Source organism: Mesotoga sp. HF07.pep.5.2.highcov (genome assembly GCF_003666285.1).
GTDB classification, from domain to species: domain Bacteria; phylum Thermotogota; class Thermotogae; order Petrotogales; family Kosmotogaceae; genus Mesotoga; species Mesotoga prima.
The window spans coordinates 1-16374 of sequence record NZ_JFHJ01000486.1 but is presented as its reverse complement, the minus strand read 5'-3'; the positions used below and the strand labels follow the sequence as shown (position 1 = coordinate 16374).

The window sequence follows — 16374 nt, the reverse complement described above, 5'->3', positions numbered from 1 at the left end:
TAGTAAAGATTGAGTACACGATAATTAAGGATGGCAAGAAAATCGCAGAGAATAAGGTTCAGGAACTGAGCGTTGTTCCTGAAGATGATAGACCAATAGTCAAGAATATCATAGGGAAAACAAAGGATGACGTCGTAGAGTTTACAAGAACATTCGAAGACTCCGATAATGAATATTTTTATTCAGTAAAAGTCCTCGACGTTCTACGAAAGAGTCCTTTGGATCTAGACGATGAATTTGCAAAAACCGTGAATGCCGAAGCAAATACTCTTGAAGAATTAAAGGAAATTGTTCGCAGAGAGGGAATGGAATCATTCTTGAACTGGAAGAAAGACTTCTTAAGGCAGCAAGCGATGGACAAAATCAATGATCTTGTCGAGATTGAGATTTCCGATGCGACTCTGGATTATCTTGTTCAGAGAACGATAGAGAATTCCAAGAAGGAGAAAAGTTACGAAAAATACCTTAAACAGGCTGGAAGCGAAGAGAAACTCATCGAAGAACTCAGGTCTGGTGTGTTTGATGAAATAAAGAAAGCTAGGTTCATCGATGAAATAGCATCGAGAGAGGGCTTCAGAGCTGAAGAGGAAGAGATTCAAGCTTATGCCGAAGAAATGGCTCCATATTGGGGAATTTCCGCTGAAAGAGCAAAAGAAATGGTTAATACTCGTCGAGATGTTAAAGAAGACATCGTTTCAACTATCATCAGAAACAAGGTTCTGGACAATGTCATCGAAAAAGCTTCTATTAGTGATATGGAGCCTTCATCCGATGAACAACTGGAGATAAGTGAATCCGGCGTAGAAGAAGCTCCTCCTAAGGAATAGATGAGGTTTTTTCTGACTTCTGGAATACTCATAGATCTGGTTTTGAAGTGTCGGAAAGAGGGGGTTTGAGTGAAGAAGATAGTAGTTTCAATTGTGATAGCATCAGCCTCTGCGGTTGCACTATTTTTCTTTTTGAGAGCAGTCTTCAGCGGTCAACTGATCCTGAATCCTGTAATTGTTGAGAATCTAGGCCCCTTTTCCGTTAGATGGTATGGAGTTATGATTGCCACCGGAATCATCGCTGCTTATCTTTTGGGACGGCGTCAGGGTCTAAAGGAAGGCATCAAAGAAGATTACTTAATCGAGGGAGTCTTCATTGGAATTGTTTTTGGCGTACTGGGCGCCAGAATCTATTATGTTGCGTTCAACTATGAGATCTATCGCGGAGATTTCTGGAGCATCTTCAGAACGTGGGATGGTGGCCTGGCAATACATGGAGCTTTTTTTGCCGCTCTCCTTGTTACATTTCTTTATGTTACATTCAGAAAGAAGGCAGACTTGAGATTTCTACAGGTAACTGACATTTTCACAGCTGTATTACCTTTAGCTCAGGCCATTGGTAGATGGGGGAATTTCACAAACTATGAGGCATACGGTTCACCCACTGATCTTCCTTGGAAGATGTTCGTACCTTTAAGATACCGAATGCCGGGTTACTCCGAATTTGAATACTTCCATCCAACTTTTCTCTACGAAAGCCTGGCGAATGTAGTCATTTTCGCTGTACTATACTGGTATTTGGGGAAAAGAAAGAATTATGGTGAAGTAACTGCTCTTTACATGGTTTTATATTCAATTGTTAGGTTTTTCATTGAAGGCCTGAGGTTAGATAGCCTTTACATAGGTCAAAGCGAAGTAAGAACTGCTCAAGCAGTTTCTGTAATCTTACTCATAGTAGGAATAGCTTTGTTTATTTTTTCCCGGTATAAAGGTAAACAAGTGAAAAGAGTTTCCTGAATGCCTTACCTCTATGTGAGAGCTCCTTTTTTATTGAATCCCCAAGAACACCAAAGGTTTGAGAATAACCTTGGGGAACAAATATTGGATCATAGCCGAAACCGTTTTCACCGGCTTGTTTCCTTGCAATAATTCCTTCAACTTGCTCCTCAACTCCAACCAAAACGCTGTTCGAAGGATCATAAAACAGCGCAGCACAGACAAATCGAGCTGCTCTGTTTTCTTCGTTCACCATTCTGTCAAGAATGATCTGCATCTTTTCAGAGTAATGACTGTTCTCCATGAATCTCGCAGAATTCACTCCTGGAAATCCTCCAAGAGATTCAATTACAAGCCCTGAATCTTCCGCAAGAAGTGGTACTCCAACATCCTTGTAAGCTTCGATCTTCTTCAATGAATTTCCGAAGAAGGTCCCTGCATCTTCAACGATGTCTTTCATTGGAGCGATTGCTTCAATGGATTCAACATCAAATCCTTCAGGAAGAATGAGGCGTACCTCTTTGAGTTTGTTTTCATTAGAAGTCACTAAGTAGAGCTTCACCTCTTGAGCTCCTTGATCTTCCTTACAACAACTGATGGATTTTCCGATCTGAAGACTGCAGCTCCCATTATAAGAATATCTGCACCTCTATTTACGAGATCCTGAGCGTTGTCGAGGCTCACTCCTCCATCCACTGCGATTTCGAACTTCAAGTTTCTTTCAGTTCGAATACGATCTAGCACATCGATCTTTTTGGCAGCTTCGGGTATAAATTCTTGGCCGGTGTACCCGGGATTTACGGTCATAACAAGTACACCATCGGCACATGAAAGAACCTCATCTAGAAGGGAGACGGGCGTAGATGGATTGAGAACGACAAATGCTCTCGAACCGGTTTCTCTAATTTGTCCAAGAAGTCTGTGAAGATGATAATTACCTTCAACATGTACGTGTAGATTCTTTGCGCCTAAGGCGGCATACTCCTTCACGTATCTGGAAGGATCCTCTATCATCAAGTGAACATCAAGGGGAGGATGATGCAGTCTTCCCAGCGCTTCCATGATCGGCACGCCAAAAGTTATATTGGGAACAAACATTCCATCCATCACATCTATGTGCAAGTAATCAGCGTCACGGACTCTTATGACCTCACGTGCGAGTTCAGTAAGGTCTGCGGCAAGAATCGAGGGAGAGATTCTAGCCATATTTTCGCCCTCCCTTCTCCTGTTCTCTTTCCTTCAATTCATTATACATAATCAAATAGCTTTCGTAACGACTTCTATGAATAGAACCGGCTTCCACAAGCTCCTTGACGTAGCATCCAGGCTCATCGACATGGACGCAGTCACTAAACGCGCACATTCCTTGTTCCTGGGAGATTTCTGGGAAACACTTGTCCAGGTTTTCTGGAGCAATCACTGGCAGTTCAAGATTTGCAAAACCCGGAGTGTCTGCTATTAATCCTCCAAACTCGAATTGCAGGAGTTCAACATAAGAGGTCGTATGTCTACCCCTCTCCAAACCCCTTGAAATCTCTGAAACCCTTAGCTTAAGTCCCGGGTTAAGAGAATTTAGGAGGCTGCTCTTACCCACTCCCGACATGCCGGCCATAACACTTATCTTACCTTTCAAAACTTCTCGAAGACGATCGAGGTTGATTCCGTTCTTAGAAGAGACCGGACAGATTTCGTAGTGCTCACCATAGACATCTGAAAACCTATCTAGTTCTTCATTATTGATTAGATCGATTTTGTTGACTACTATCGTAACAGGCAGTTTCGCGTACTCGGCAAGAACAAGGAAACGATCCGTAATGAGATTTTGAACTGCCGGTTCCTTCAACGAAAGCACAAGCAATATTTGCTCGATATTCGAGATCCGTGGACGCAGAAGCTCCGTCTTTCTGGGAAGAATGCTTTCTATGCGCCCCTGACCGTCACCGCTTAAAGCATATTCAACTCTATCTCCAACGATAGGTCTGATCCCCTGCAATCTAAAACGTCCTGGCATAGTACATATTAGCCGCCCGCCTGTTTCAGCATCAACAACCTCCATATTTCTGCTGCCAAATCTCACTACCACTCCTTTTCTTCTCTCCAAAACTATTCCCTTCTTTTCTGCCTTAACTGACCACATGCAGCGTCAATATCAGTGCCTTTCTCGTGTCGGACTGCGCATTCGAATCCGGCCTTTTTGAGACTCTCTGAGAAGACAGCAATTTCTTTATCGGATGGTCTATCGAAAACCGGCTTCACTGGGTTCACGGGTATTATGTTCACGAAGGATTTTATCCCCGTCAGGAATTCCCCAAGTTTTGTCAAATCTTCCGTAGAATCATTCACTCCCTTTATCAGAGCGTATTCAAACGTAATTCTATTACCGGTTTTTTGCTGGTAATAATCAAGCACCTTCCGCAATGAATCGAGTGGATACTTCTTGTTGATTGGCATCAGAGAACTCCGTGTCTCTTCACTTGCGCTATGAAGTGAAACTGAAAGTCGGACGTCCATTCCCGAATCGGCCAGTCTCTTTATGCCTTCGGGAATCCCAGCGGTTGAAATAGTGAAATGACGAATCCCCAGGTTTCTACCTACGGGATCATGAAGAATCTTTATTGCCTTGTAGACGTTGGCCTCGTTAAGAAAAGGTTCTCCCATTCCCATAAATACAATATTATCGACTGGTCTGCCGATGCTATTCTCCATAAGAATTACCTGAGAAACTATCTCACTCGCAGAAAGGTCTCTTGTGAAACCACTGGCTCCAGTTGCACAGAAGGAGCAGTTGAGAGCGCATCCAACCTGAGAAGAGATGCAAAAGGTGATGTGGCGGGGATGTTTCAAAACAACTGTCTCAATGTGGTTATCGTCTTCCAACTTAAGCAAGAATTTCTCTGTACCGTCAATCGAAATCTGCCTTTCCACTTCTTTCATCGTGGTAAATCGAAAAAGCGAACCGAGCTTGTTTCTAAGACTCATAGGAAGATCGGTCATCTCTGAAAAGTCAAGGACCCTCTTCACATAAACCCACTTGAAAATCTGATTTGCCCTGTAGTTCTTTTCTCCGAATGAAATTATTTCCCTTCTCAGCTCGTCCAGATCCAAAGAAAGAATGTCCTTCAATTTGCACTCCTAACTCTTGCCAGATAACATGCGGCCGGTGCCTTCCATGGTTGTAGCCAGTATCCTTTGCCATCAAATCTCGCAGAGATCTTATGCTCAGCGAAGAAGTCCTCCATCATTACAGGTTCAAAACCTTCGAGAACGTCGAGGGCATGCTTGTTTTCCTCTACAGTAAAAGCCTGACTATAGTATATGAACTCATTATGCTCTCTTGAGAAGTTGCCAAGCGATTCCACAGCCACTTTTGAGTAGCCGTCAATTTTCTCCGGAGTCAACGTGTGGAGAAGCCATGGCATTGAGTTGATTTTTCCTGTAAGACTTCCCTTATGAGTCAAAACCGGGATAGCTGTTTTTGAAAGCAAGTATTCAATTTCGTCGATGATCTGAAGATTCTCTATACTACTACCTTTTTGAAAAACACAGGATAGATCCGAATACTCACTCTTGTCGAATATAAAGCCGTTTTTGATCAACTCATTCTCTCTTCCCAAGGAAAGAACTGTTTGAACAGGGGGAGTCTGATTGTGCTCCAGAAACTCTTCAAAGTCGTCTATCCAGGCAAATTCCCTCCAGTAATTTACAAGCCATTCCGGATGGGAATAGAGGATGTTAAGAGGTTTTCTTTTCGCAGGGCCTCCATTTATTAGCTTCCTGAGTACCGCATTCACAAGACCCTTAAACTCTTTCACCACAATCATATCTACCGAAGACTTCAGTGCTGCGTATTCCGGGATGCTTTTCATATAAAGAATCTGAAATGCGCCGATTCGTAACGCATTCAGCACAGCATGGGGCAATTTGCTTGGTTTTGTGAGAAAACGAGACAGTTCGAAGTCGATGCTAACTCTCTTTCTCAGACACCCGTAGATGATATTCATGCAAAACGAGCGATCTTGGGAAGAAAGCGTGGACAGCGCTATATCCAATTTTCTAAAGGAGATATAACCATTTGCATCGAAAAAAGATAGGGTCTGTAAAGCAATGGAACGAGCTCCCTGCATCAGTCTCTGCCAGCACCCGACAAGAAAAGCATCCTGAATAACTGAAGAATAGCGGTAGCCGCAGATGCAACGTAAGTCATTGCTGCAGCTCCAAGAACTGAACTTACGCCCTCAAGCTCTTTAGAAGGCATGCCCATTGACGAGAGAAGCTTTTTCGCTCTCGAACTTGCGTTGAACTCGACCGGCAGCGTCACTAGCGTGAAGAAGACAAAGGCAGAAAAGACCAGAATCCCTATTCTAATAAGGACTGGCGAAACCATAAGAAGTCCAATAATAAAGATTATCCACGAAAGAGAGGAACCGATCTGCGCAACAGGGACTACGGCGTTGCGAACAATCAAAGGTACATATTTCTCCTTATCTTGAATAGCATGACCGATTTCGTGAGCCACTACACCTAGAGCTGCTATAGAGGAGCTGTTGTACGTTGTATCTGAAAGCCGAACGATTCTATTCTTTGGATCGTAATGATCTGTTAGATTTCCCCGTATTCGTTCAATTTTAATATCATATAGTCCTGCATTGTCAAGAAGCTGCCTCGCAAGCTGAGTTCCATTAAGTCCAAAGGTAGATTTCACTTTGGAATAATGCGCAAATCTCGAACTAACAAGAAACTGGGCGTAAGCTGCCAGGATTATAGCAGGAATGAGAATAATAAAAGTTGGATCCCAAAACAACTTAACCACCTCCTATTTTTAATTATATAACCGTTGTGTTCAACAGTCAACGCAACACTAAGACGGGGTGTCCTCCCGCCTTCAATAGGTCCGAATCAATGCGGCAACTTCTCAAAACTTATAAACATTTCGACCAGGAGAATCTCGAAGTGATTTCCTCAGTTCCACACCCACCGGGCTCATTTAAAGAAACTGGATCAAAAATTGATCCACGAATTCTTGCTTTAACTACCTCAGTTCAAACCCTATTGCTTATTCCAGGAGAATAATTCGCAGGCTGTTTTAAGGCCGTGACCCGTGAATACGGATGCAATCGTTTCGTTAGGATCGGTTTTCGAAATGTACTTCTTTAAACCCGCTATTGTTGCCGCGGAAGTTGGTTCAACGAAGTGACCTCTCTTTGACATTTCCTTCCAGGTTTCAATTATCTCCTGCTCAGAAACCCCCACAAAAGTGCCTCTACTGTCTCTGACCGCTTTCAATATTTGAGCACCTCTTACGGGCTTTTCAATCGCAATTCCTTCCGAAACAGTCGCTTCCGCGTTTACATCAGCAGAATCTTTTTGATTCATTTCGAAAGCACGAAGAAGCGGGGCACAGTTCTCTGCTTGCACGGCAATAATCTTTGGAAGATTATCAACAATTCCGGCTGAATACAATTCCCCAAATCCAATAGATGCTCCCAACAAAAGAGTCCCATTTCCTACTGGAACAACAATAGCTCCAGGACTATTCCAGCCAAGCTGTTCACAGATCTCGAACGCAAGAGTCTTCGTTCCATGCAAAAAGACTGGATTATAGACATGACTTGCATAAAAGCTTTCTTTAGTTTGCTCGAGAATCTTTCTTGATACATCTTCTCTCGAGCCTTCAACCAATCGGACTTTCGAACCATAAGCCTCTATCTGTCTGAGCTTCCCAACCGAAGTATGGTCGGGAACGAATATTTCACAGGAGATACCTGCTCGTGCAGAATATGCTGCAATAGAGCATCCTGCATTTCCCGAAGAATCCTCGACTAAAGATGAAACTTGGTGTTCTCTTGCATAACTTACTAGGAGACTAGCGCCCCTGTCTTTGTAAGAACCAGTCGGAAGAAGGTGATCCATTTTAATAAACACATTCTTCCCACATATTTTCTCTTCAATCAATGGAGTATAACCTTCAGACATAGTTACGATGGACCGATCACTTTCGATCGGCAGTGCTTCGCGATAACGCCACATATTGTGCGGTCGCTGTTCAATATCGGCAACTGGAAAATGAGACTCGAATTCCAGGTCAAAAAGCCCTCCGCACGAGCATTTGAAGGCTTTTGATCCTAAAGGAAATTTCCGCCCGCATTTAGAACAGATGAAGGAAGTCACTTTTAGAAAGTGAAGTTAACGAGAAGATAAGGTCGCGCAAATGGAACCGTACTAGACGGCTCTAGTTGCCAGTACCCATCAAACCCCGCATCCAATCCTATGCTTGAAACATTGCTTCCGAGACCAATTCTTGTGTAAAGAGGTGTGCCGGCCATTGTTCTCTCTCCTCCAATGAGAGAAGTGATGTGTTTTAAAGACCAGAAGATCTGTCCCTTCACATAAATGCTCTTGTGGACTGTGATTTTGGTCTGGATTCCAAGATATGTGTGGTCAGGCAAACTGAAGCCTTTGACAACGAGGCTGGACCAGTCGAAAGAAAAAACGTACGCATGGATCGTCCCCTGAAGATAAGGGATACCTGCCGAAAACTGAATGAATACCGGTGTAACCAAGGCACCCGAACTCATGTCCAAATTGAACCCTATTCCGACACTGACTGCCATAGAAAAGCCATACACTGAAAGAATGGTGATTATAGAGACCACTACCAATTTTCTCACTACGATACCTCCTAAAGGAACCAGTTTTACTTTTCAGTGAAAACTTGTAGTGTAGATCATTGGGAGATCAAAATCCCTCTTCGCTATTTTAATGCCCCATATCTGAGTATACGCCTTCTTTCCGAGGACAAGACCCCGTTCCATATCGGACCCTAGCCTTTTAATTCCCTCTTCAAAACTCTCTTCGGGTATCAATCTCAGGGACGAGTAGGCCTTGTTTCTGTACTGCTCAAAGTGCTGTTTCTTGAATTCAAAAGAGGTCTTCACCTTCGTCGTATATATTCCCTCGAAGCCTGCTTTCTTCATCGCAGAAATAATCGAAGAATTTCCAGGATATCTACCTCTATCTATATCAAGAGTCTCAGGGAAATAACTGGTTAAGGTTCTCTCAGAAATGTCTTGACAGGAGTCCGTCACTGTCAATACGCTCCCATCATTTTGCAGGACTCGAAAACTCTCCTTGAACAGATTTTCAAGATCAGAAATATAATGTACGAGGTTAATATTGAAGACGAAGTCAAATTCAGAATTTCCATATGGAAAAGGACCGTTTGCATCTGCAATAGCGAGTTCAATTCTCTGATTCTTCTTTGAACCCTCTGAAATCATTGAAGGGCTGGTGTCAAATCCGAAACCATGAGCATAGAGAAGCTCTGAGAGAATACTCAAATAGTCAGCTGTGCCACAACCTACTTCCAGAATTCTGTCGGCATATCTAATTCTATTAGTAATGTGCTCCACCAGCTTCTCGTTGGGATATCTATATTTGGAATATACCAAGGCGAACTCATCAAAGTCAAAGCTCTTTTTGGGTTTCATATAACTTCTCCTCTTGAATAGTGTACCAAATGATTTCGACAAACACGCGTAAATATTTGCGGTGTTTTTCACTTCCGAGCTGTTATGTTGCATTTGTGATGCTGAACCAACAAGCTCGTGTATAATTAAACCAAAAAGTGTTCGATGGAGGTTGAAGGGTTTAAATGACTGCAAGGGACGTACTTACAATCCTTGGCGCATATGCACGAAGCTTTGGTGAGAGTTTAGTAGATAAACCTACCATAAACAAATCCATTCTTTCAAGCAATATCAAGTTCTACAAAACGCTTAAATGGATCAATATACTTGCCTCGTTTCTCCTGTTTGTGCCAGTTTTTGGATCTATTCGTGACTTTAACCTACCTCACATGGTTGGTTACCTCATTATGGCGGCTTTTGGTTATTCAACCTGGATATTCCAAGGTATTACCGGAGTTCCCATCTACGAGGAGACACGGTTTCTTACACTGTTGCACTTAACTCTCCACAGTTTCTTTGGAATATGGCTTGAATTCTACAACAACTTTCCCCTTTTCGATGATTTCCTTCATTGTTTTGGTGGATTCTGGGGAGGTTTTTCACTCTTTCCGTTCATTTTCGGTTCGGCAATCGCTTGGTCGAACCTTCCTCCAAAAGCTGTTGAGTGGAAGGTCTGGCTTTCAGGAATATCAATTGTAAACATGATAGGCGTCTTTTGGGAAATCGGAGAGTTCATTTCCGACAAAATCTTTGGCAGATATCCCGGCTACCGCATGGCTCAAGAAAGTCTTAACGACACAATGCTCGATCTCATATTCAACAATTTTGGTGCAACGATCGGAATATTGCTATTTTGGAGGTACCTGAAAAGGTCTAAAGACATAAACACATTTGTGAAGGATATGGGTAACAAGCTGGGTGAGTTCTTCGTGAAAGAGAAAGAACTTCTACGCCGCTAGAATGAGCCCAATTTTCGATAGCAAGAACGTCGAATTCATGTTTGCTGTGCTGAGAACAGATCAATTCGATTCTGTTCAACAATTTATCAATACTCTCACAAATTCCTCCCTGATTAACGAATCAATCGCTTCGTCAAAAGAAGAAGATCTAATCGTGAAGTCAGAACTTGAGTCTAGCCGCCAAGATTGCGGGAACAGACAATCTACTTAAGAGACACTCTTTCTCTTATAATCGTTTAGTGTCAGTTCAATTCTCTTGGTAACACTTCTCACGAGCTAGAAAGGCTCTTTAAGCAACCTCATTAAGGTCTTCACAGATTCTTGCCATCGTGCCCAAACTCCTGAATCGTGGACGAGTATGTATTATACTATAGTAAACTGTCCTGATATGTTCGCTGATTTGTGAGGTGCGCCGGTTTGAGGGAATCCTGGGAATACTATAGTGAAATTGCTAGCAGATATGACTACATGTATGAGGAACCTTACTGGAACTTATATCATCGTATTGTCGAAAGACTGCTGGAAGACCATGTGAAGACAATCGGAAGAACTCTTGACATTGGTACTGGTACGGGAAGATGGGCCCTCTATCTAGCAGAGAAAGCTCACGAGGTTGTGGGAGTCGACCTTTCGCAGGAAATGCTTAGTGTCGCCTCCATGAAAGCTGGCCTGGCCGATCTTAAGATTGATTTCGTTCATTCAAATGCCGAAAGGCTTCCTTTTGAAAAGGAATGCTTCGATTATGTGCTGGCAATGGGGGACCTCCTTTCATACGCAAAGAACACATCGGAAGTCTTGGCTGAGTGCCAAAGGGTTCTCAAAAGGGGTGGGCTACTTCTTGCCACGGTTGATAATGCGTGGGCCTTCTTGCATGATTTCCTTTCGCGGGGAGAGTACTCTATGGCAAAGAGATTGGTTGAAAAGGACAAAATTCCAATAGGAGACAGCTCAGTTAGTAGCATAGTCTTTGCCACAAAGCCCTTTTTTCCGGAGGAAATTGGGCATTTGCTTAACATGAATGGCTTTGACCTCATAGATATTTCATCGGTGGTTGCCTTCTATCCATATGACGAACAAGCGCTGGCAGCAAAAATCGACAGCGCAGTGGATTGGGAACTCAAATACTGCAGGAACCGCGAAACCTTGGCTCGTTCAGAGCATCTCTTCTTATGCGGTAAAAAGAGGTGAAGAATGACAAAGAGAAGAAGAACATCTCCTGCACTTTCAATTGGATTATTTTTGATAATGGCCGCCATAATCGGTTTCGTATTTTCGCTCATCTCCATTAACAGAATTGGACAGATGAAGGCGGAGCTTTCACAGATGCGCAGGCAGTACGATGAAGATCTTAAAGCAATCGAGGATGATTTTGAAGCTAAACTAGCAAGTGTCGAAAGACTTCTCGGATCGGGCGGAACGCTCGAGCAGTATATCGTTGCGAAGAACTTTCTGTCTAACTATGCTATTGACTTGGAAACAATAATTACAGAAGCACAAAGTTCAAGCGACAGACCGTACTTCAGAATATTCGTGACTGGAACAAAAGAAGTCTGGGTCGGGGTGAAGAAAAACTCTGCAGATACAGCTTACTTCTTTCAGAAAAATCTCAAACCCGGACTTTCTCAAGAAAAGTTCTTCTATTTCAAGAATCCCGAAATTGAAACAAAATACACTGTAATGGTTGGAAGAGATGCATATGTTAGATCTGGAGCACCAGAAAACATATACCTTCTTTTTTTTGGATTTGGTTCCGGCAAGTTAGTTAAGATGCCTTCGGTAGAAATCACAAATATCTCTGAAGCTCTGGATCTCTATATCCCGGGATCCTGATCTTTGACTGAGGAAAGAATAACTGAGAACTTAGTTTCTTTGGTCGGATGGGTTGTCTTTACCAGAGAAGAGACTTCAGAGACAACAGAGCGAAAACCCCACAAAAAACAAGGAGCTGCTCTCTCTATTCAATTCTCAGAGCATCTACTGGGTTCTTTCTGGATGCCATTCTTGAAGGTATCAGGCCCCCCAAAACTGTTAATAGAATACTGGCCACCATTAAAGAGATCACGTAAAAAGGATTTATATAGGCCACGTTAGATAGACCGGTAAGTCTTTCGATAATTGAGTTAAGTGGCACGATCAATATCGAAGCAAACAATATTCCAAGGGCCCCGGAAAACGCTCCTATGATGAAATTCTCCGCGTTGAACACGGTACTGATGTCCTTCTTTCTTGCTCCAAGAGCCCTCAGTATCCCTATTTCTTTTGTTCTCTCAGTCACCGATATAAATGTAATAATTCCAATCATTATTAGCGAAACGACAAGCGAAATAGCAGCGAAAGACAACAACACGAATGTTGAGCCATTTAGTATCCCCGCGAGTAATCCCGTTATCGTTGACGCGAGATCAATGTAAAGAATCCTATTCTCAGCGGCTTTGCCTTCGTTCCAGGAGTCCAGGTATTTCAAGACCTCTTCTTTGGATTTGAAATCTTTGGGATAAAGCACGACGGAAACAGGAGTTTTGTATGCTCCGAGCTTCTGAAGAATATTTCTTTTCGTTATGGGTAGATTTACGCCGCCCACCAATCTTGCAGTAATATCGGGTGGTATCACTGAGAGGACATTGAACAAATCCGAAGCAAACTGTTCTCCGGACAGAACATTTACATAAAGATCCTTCTGGGCGAGGACAATCTCCGAATCTACGGCATTCTCAATGAATTTCTGGGCGAGACGATCGGAGTATGCTATTCCTTCGTCAAGAACTGAGAACTCAATCTGTGCTTTGGGTCTTAAAATGCCGACTATTTTCAGCATTATCCCGAGATCACCATAGTAAAGATCCATGAGGTCTCTTAGAGAAGTCTTCGGCGTAAAACTCATCCCTTTTCTCAAGTAGAAATCGTCATTGTAAATTGCCTTGATTTCTAATCCAATGATTTCTTCAAATCCAATCCTCTCTTTATCATGATCAAGACCCAACGCTTGAAGAATCACATTTGATATTCTGTTTCCTTTTCCAACGATCATTACAAGATCGGTGAATTCCTTAGGAAAGGATCCCGCAACTAAGTCGAAATTGTTCTCGAGATAACCCGGAGACTCCGGGTCGAGATCTTCCGGATACGCCGTGAATTTGATTGAAGTCTGATCAACAGTTTTCGCCATTTCTCCGTACTTTGCAACCAAATTCATGTTTATATGTCGCGTGTATGTGAAGCCCGAAAGAAGTTTGGGATCTATGCTCTCAACATAAGCCAAGTATTCATCAGATAGATCGTTGTTGTGAATTAGAATCTCATCACGGGGATCGTATGGATAGACAAATCGCCCCAAGACATCACTATCATCTTCTTCAAACCGCTTTTCAGACTCAGCTTGGCGATACTGCTGCGACTCCAGATCAACTGTTGTCTGACTCACCATTATCGGAAACGTAGAGAGAGTCTGCGACTCGAATTCTGATAGCTGCCTTCCAAAACCGCTAGAAAGTGCCAAGACAAGAAAGATTCCGACTATGCCAATGCTAGAAGCCAGTATCGTAAGTGCTGTACGCCATTTCTTTGTTAGGATATTGGTTGCAGAAAGTCTCAGGGCAGCTGGAAAACTCATACTTGTTTTTTTTATAATAAGTTCTGGTTGAGGATCGTCATCATCTGAAGGACGGGAGTCGCTTACGATTTTGCCGTCCTTAAGTTTGATTATCCTATCTGCGTAGCGATTAGCGATTTCTTCATTGTGAGTTACCATTATTATGAGTTTTCCCCTCGCTACCTCCTTTATCAACTTCACAGTTTCTTCACCTGTCTGAGTATCTAAAGAACCAGTAGGTTCATCTGCCAAGATGATATCGGGGTCATTGGCAAGGGCTCTTGCAATAGCAACTCTCTGCATCTGACCATTCGATAGCTGACAGGGCTTCTTATGAGCTTGATCTGCTAAGCCCACTTTTTCTAGCAGCTCTATGGCTCTCTTTTCTTTTTCTGAAGAAGGCACACCGCCAAGTGTCATACCTATTTCAACGTTATCGAGAAGACTAAGATGTGGGATCAAATTGAAGCTCTGAAAAATGAATCCGATGCTCTTGTTTCTGTAAGCATCTAGCTCCCAGTCTTTGAAATCCCTTGTGGATCTGCCATTTATAACTAGATCACCCATGTCGCATCTATCGAGCCCACCAATAAGGTTCAAAAACGTTGTTTTGCCTGAACCGCTTGGCCCAAGGATTGCAACGAATTCGTCGTTTGAAAAGCAAATGGAAACCTTATGCAGGGCTGTTTGTTCTAGTTCTCCCGTTCTATAGATTTTCGATGCTTCCTTCAGCTGAAGCATTTGTGCATCACCCTCTGAAAAAGTATTAGCAGGCCATAGACTGATTATATTACTCTAATAGCTGAATCATGAAATTCCCGAGAAGATCGTTCTTGCAATCTCCCCCTTTAGGGATCACTGTCCCCATAGTTTACAAGTTCGAAAGGCGAAAGTTCAAGAAATCGCAGGCTTTTTTCTGGAGTGTTTTGAGAAAAGCAAAATAGGAACCATAAATTCGGAGAGTAAATCCTTTTCAGAAGAGAAAAACCTGTCAAACTGATTGGACAACAAATATTTCGGATCGTTCAGGCAAGAACTAGTTTAGAATTGAACCATTCACTTTGCAAGAGGAGAAACTCAGAACTTGTCCCATCTCCGGGCAATGCAGACTGACATCTCTATTTTGAGGGAGGTTGAATATGAAGAGGATGGCCTTGCTTTCTATCTTGGTTCTTATAGTACAACTTGCATTTGCATTCACAGGTAGCTTCGGAGGCTCAAGAACAGAAGAGTTGAGCTCAGTTGTCGGAGGATCAGATGGTATTTTGGCAGTTGGCTTTTCCGAGTACTATGATGAACCCTATATGCAGACAATTGTTATTAAAACTGATTCAGACGGCAATATATCGTGGACAAAGGAGTACGGAACACCGGTAGATGATATCGGTAGATGCATAGTCTTGACTGATGAAGGTATGGCCCTTCTCGTATCTCGTGTAGAGATGACAAGCGGCGCAAAGCTAATGGCCACATTGATTGACGGGAATGGCAGTCAGGTTTGGCAGAACTTCTACGGAAAATACAGAGACTATTCTCCCTGGAGTGTGGTCGTCACTGATGATGGATTTGTTATTGCCGGTCAGTGTATGACTGACAACAATTACCTTCAGGCCAGTCTGATCAAAATCGATCTTTCAGGAAGAACAGTATGGGAGAGAGAATTCGGAAAAGATGGCATTGATGGAGCTCAGGCAGTAACGAAGCTTGACGATGGCAATATTCTGGCCACTGGCTATAGCTGGATCGAGGAACGTCAGTACCTATGGCTGGCTTTGCTAGATTCGTATGGAAAGACACGCTGGCAGAAGCTCATCGGCAATTCGGAAGGTCCCTTTCTCGAAGGGAGGGCTGCAATCGAGGCCGAAAACGGATTCCTTGTCGGCGGAATCTCCAGTAGTTTCTCAGGAAAGGCCTATTTAGCGAAGATTGACACATTCGGCGAGATTGTTGAAGAAACACTTCTTGACGATAAATACCCTGCACTACTCTCAATTCTGAAAGACAATGACAACTACGTGGGGTTGGCATCATTTGTAACTGTTGAAGATGAGGGCTTCGGATTGATAGAGATCACCAAAGAAGGAGAAGTCTTAACTCATGAGGCTTTTAATGTGGATTCATTTGAACCACACGCATTTGCCAGAATAGGCGCTGGGAAATTCGTCGTTGTTGGAACAAAATCGACTGACGAGAACGGAAGGCAGGCGTACTGGATATCGGCCGATTTTTAGGAAAGAGTTTCATTTAGTAGTTCCACAAGTCTTAATCCGGCTGATCTCAAGCAAATCTAGCAAAATGCGTTTTCTATGCCCAGAAACTAACCAAAACCAAGAAGTTCTGTTAATGCGTTTTTCTTGTTTGAAGAGATCAAATCAGTTATTTCAGCTTCATTAAGACAGCTCAAAACACACGTAGATCGCTTTCCTTAAGATATTGTAATTGCCCAAAGACTACAGATATTCGGCGGAGCTTTCATTAAAGGCTTTCTTAACAGAGTTCTGCTGAATCTCGGCTATGATGCTTCTATACGCATCAAAAGATGAAAGTTTGATTCTGGAAGTGAAAATTCCAACTTCAAAGACAGATGGGTGAGACAT

General features: G+C 42.8%; 15 protein-coding genes and 1 pseudogene. 6 read left to right on the top strand and 10 right to left on the bottom strand.

All coding sequences use genetic code 11. From position 1 onward, the window contains the following. Together BG32_RS10345 and lgt are read left to right on the top strand one after the other, a co-directional pair. Nucleotides 1–827, top strand: a pseudogene (locus BG32_RS10345) (trigger factor); the annotation flags it as partial. A gap of 69 nt (nucleotides 828–896) precedes the next feature. Further along, nucleotides 897–1784 carry a prolipoprotein diacylglyceryl transferase gene (lgt, locus tag BG32_RS10340; RefSeq protein WP_006492294.1) on the top strand — a complete coding sequence of 296 codons (888 nt, stop codon included), beginning with the start codon at nucleotides 897–899 and terminating at the stop codon, nucleotides 1782–1784. Here the strand turns inward: lgt and BG32_RS10335 are convergent. The 9 genes from BG32_RS10335 to BG32_RS10295 form a co-directional block, all read right to left on the bottom strand. After that, nucleotides 1738–2325, bottom strand: coding sequence for a non-canonical purine NTP pyrophosphatase (locus tag BG32_RS10335; RefSeq protein WP_006492293.1), 588 nt, complete (start codon nucleotides 2323–2325; stop codon nucleotides 1738–1740). The two genes, lgt and BG32_RS10335, sit on opposite strands and share 47 nt — an antisense overlap. Continuing rightward, complete coding sequence (rpe, locus tag BG32_RS10330; protein ID WP_006492292.1) at nucleotides 2322–2969, bottom strand: ribulose-phosphate 3-epimerase; 648 nt, start codon at nucleotides 2967–2969, stop codon at nucleotides 2322–2324. The genes BG32_RS10335 and rpe overlap by 4 nt, the downstream gene beginning before the upstream one ends. Then, nucleotides 2962–3864: a ribosome small subunit-dependent GTPase A gene (gene rsgA / locus BG32_RS10325; protein WP_006492291.1), complete on the bottom strand. Its 903-nt coding sequence runs from the start codon at nucleotides 3862–3864 to the stop codon at nucleotides 2962–2964. Before rsgA ends, rpe begins: the two co-directional genes overlap by 8 nt. A gap of 2 nt (nucleotides 3865–3866) precedes the next feature. Then, entirely contained in the window at nucleotides 3867–4886 is a 1020-nt protein-coding gene (gene rlmN, locus BG32_RS10320; protein WP_006492290.1) for a 23S rRNA (adenine(2503)-C(2))-methyltransferase RlmN, read from the bottom strand. After that, complete coding sequence (locus BG32_RS10315; protein ID WP_006492289.1) at nucleotides 4883–5887, bottom strand: transcription antitermination factor NusB; 1005 nt, start codon at nucleotides 5885–5887, stop codon at nucleotides 4883–4885. The genes rlmN and BG32_RS10315 overlap by 4 nt, the downstream gene beginning before the upstream one ends. Then, a complete protein-coding gene (locus BG32_RS10310) occupies nucleotides 5887–6564 on the bottom strand; it encodes a zinc metallopeptidase (RefSeq protein WP_006492288.1) in 678 nt (225 codons plus the stop codon). Before BG32_RS10310 ends, BG32_RS10315 begins: the two co-directional genes overlap by 1 nt. Before the next feature lie 245 nt (nucleotides 6565–6809). Then, nucleotides 6810–7931 carry a threonine synthase gene (gene thrC / locus BG32_RS10305; protein ID WP_039882836.1) on the bottom strand — a complete coding sequence of 374 codons (1122 nt, stop codon included), beginning with the start codon at nucleotides 7929–7931 and terminating at the stop codon, nucleotides 6810–6812. Nucleotides 7932–7933: 2 nt separating this feature from the next. Beyond that, complete coding sequence (locus tag BG32_RS10300; protein WP_006492285.1) at nucleotides 7934–8431, bottom strand: hypothetical protein; 498 nt, start codon at nucleotides 8429–8431, stop codon at nucleotides 7934–7936. A 33-nt stretch (nucleotides 8432–8464) separates the two neighbouring features. Beyond that, entirely contained in the window at nucleotides 8465–9250 is a 786-nt protein-coding gene (locus BG32_RS10295; protein WP_006492283.1) for a class I SAM-dependent methyltransferase, read from the bottom strand. Between the two features lie 164 nt (nucleotides 9251–9414). On the opposite strand from BG32_RS10295, the gene BG32_RS10290 reads away from it, so the two are divergent. The 3 genes from BG32_RS10290 to BG32_RS10280 all read left to right on the top strand — a co-directional run bounded on the left by BG32_RS10290 (nucleotide 9415) and on the right by BG32_RS10280 (nucleotide 12018). Then, nucleotides 9415–10188, top strand: a complete 774-nt coding sequence (locus BG32_RS10290; RefSeq protein ID WP_006492281.1) for a hypothetical protein — start codon at nucleotides 9415–9417, stop codon at nucleotides 10186–10188. Between the two features lie 417 nt (nucleotides 10189–10605). After that, nucleotides 10606–11376, top strand: coding sequence for a class I SAM-dependent methyltransferase (locus BG32_RS10285; protein WP_006492279.1), 771 nt, complete (start codon nucleotides 10606–10608; stop codon nucleotides 11374–11376). Between the two features lie 3 nt (nucleotides 11377–11379). Beyond that, a complete protein-coding gene (locus BG32_RS10280) occupies nucleotides 11380–12018 on the top strand; it encodes a hypothetical protein (RefSeq protein ID WP_006492278.1) in 639 nt (212 codons plus the stop codon). 124 nt (nucleotides 12019–12142) lie between these two features. Here BG32_RS10280 and BG32_RS10275 read toward each other — a convergent pair whose 3' ends face one another. Continuing rightward, complete coding sequence (locus BG32_RS10275) at nucleotides 12143–14518, bottom strand: ATP-binding cassette domain-containing protein (RefSeq protein ID WP_006492277.1); 2376 nt, start codon at nucleotides 14516–14518, stop codon at nucleotides 12143–12145. A 398-nt stretch (nucleotides 14519–14916) separates the two neighbouring features. Between BG32_RS10275 and BG32_RS10270 the strand changes: the two genes are divergently transcribed. Next, nucleotides 14917–16008, top strand: coding sequence for a hypothetical protein (locus tag BG32_RS10270; RefSeq protein ID WP_006492276.1), 1092 nt, complete (start codon nucleotides 14917–14919; stop codon nucleotides 16006–16008). Nucleotides 16009–16374 lie beyond the last annotated feature (366 nt).

What these genes read in the sequence shown, in the direction of transcription:
- BG32_RS10270 (WP_006492276.1), top strand. Translation starts at nt 14,917, where the DNA reads ATGAAGAGGATGGCCTTGCTTTCTATCTTGGTTCTTATAGTACAACTT.
- BG32_RS10295 (WP_006492283.1), bottom strand. Translation starts at nt 9,250, where the DNA reads ATGAAACCCAAAAAGAGCTTTGACTTTGATGAGTTCGCCTTGGTATAT.
- BG32_RS10280 (WP_006492278.1), top strand. Translation starts at nt 11,380, where the DNA reads ATGACAAAGAGAAGAAGAACATCTCCTGCACTTTCAATTGGATTATTT.
- BG32_RS10290 (WP_006492281.1), top strand. Translation starts at nt 9,415, where the DNA reads ATGACTGCAAGGGACGTACTTACAATCCTTGGCGCATATGCACGAAGC.
- BG32_RS10275 (WP_006492277.1), bottom strand. Translation starts at nt 14,518, where the DNA reads ATGCTTCAGCTGAAGGAAGCATCGAAAATCTATAGAACGGGAGAACTA.
- BG32_RS10315 (WP_006492289.1), bottom strand. Translation starts at nt 5,887, where the DNA reads ATGCAGGGAGCTCGTTCCATTGCTTTACAGACCCTATCTTTTTTCGAT.
- rpe (WP_006492292.1), bottom strand. Translation starts at nt 2,969, where the DNA reads ATGGCTAGAATCTCTCCCTCGATTCTTGCCGCAGACCTTACTGAACTC.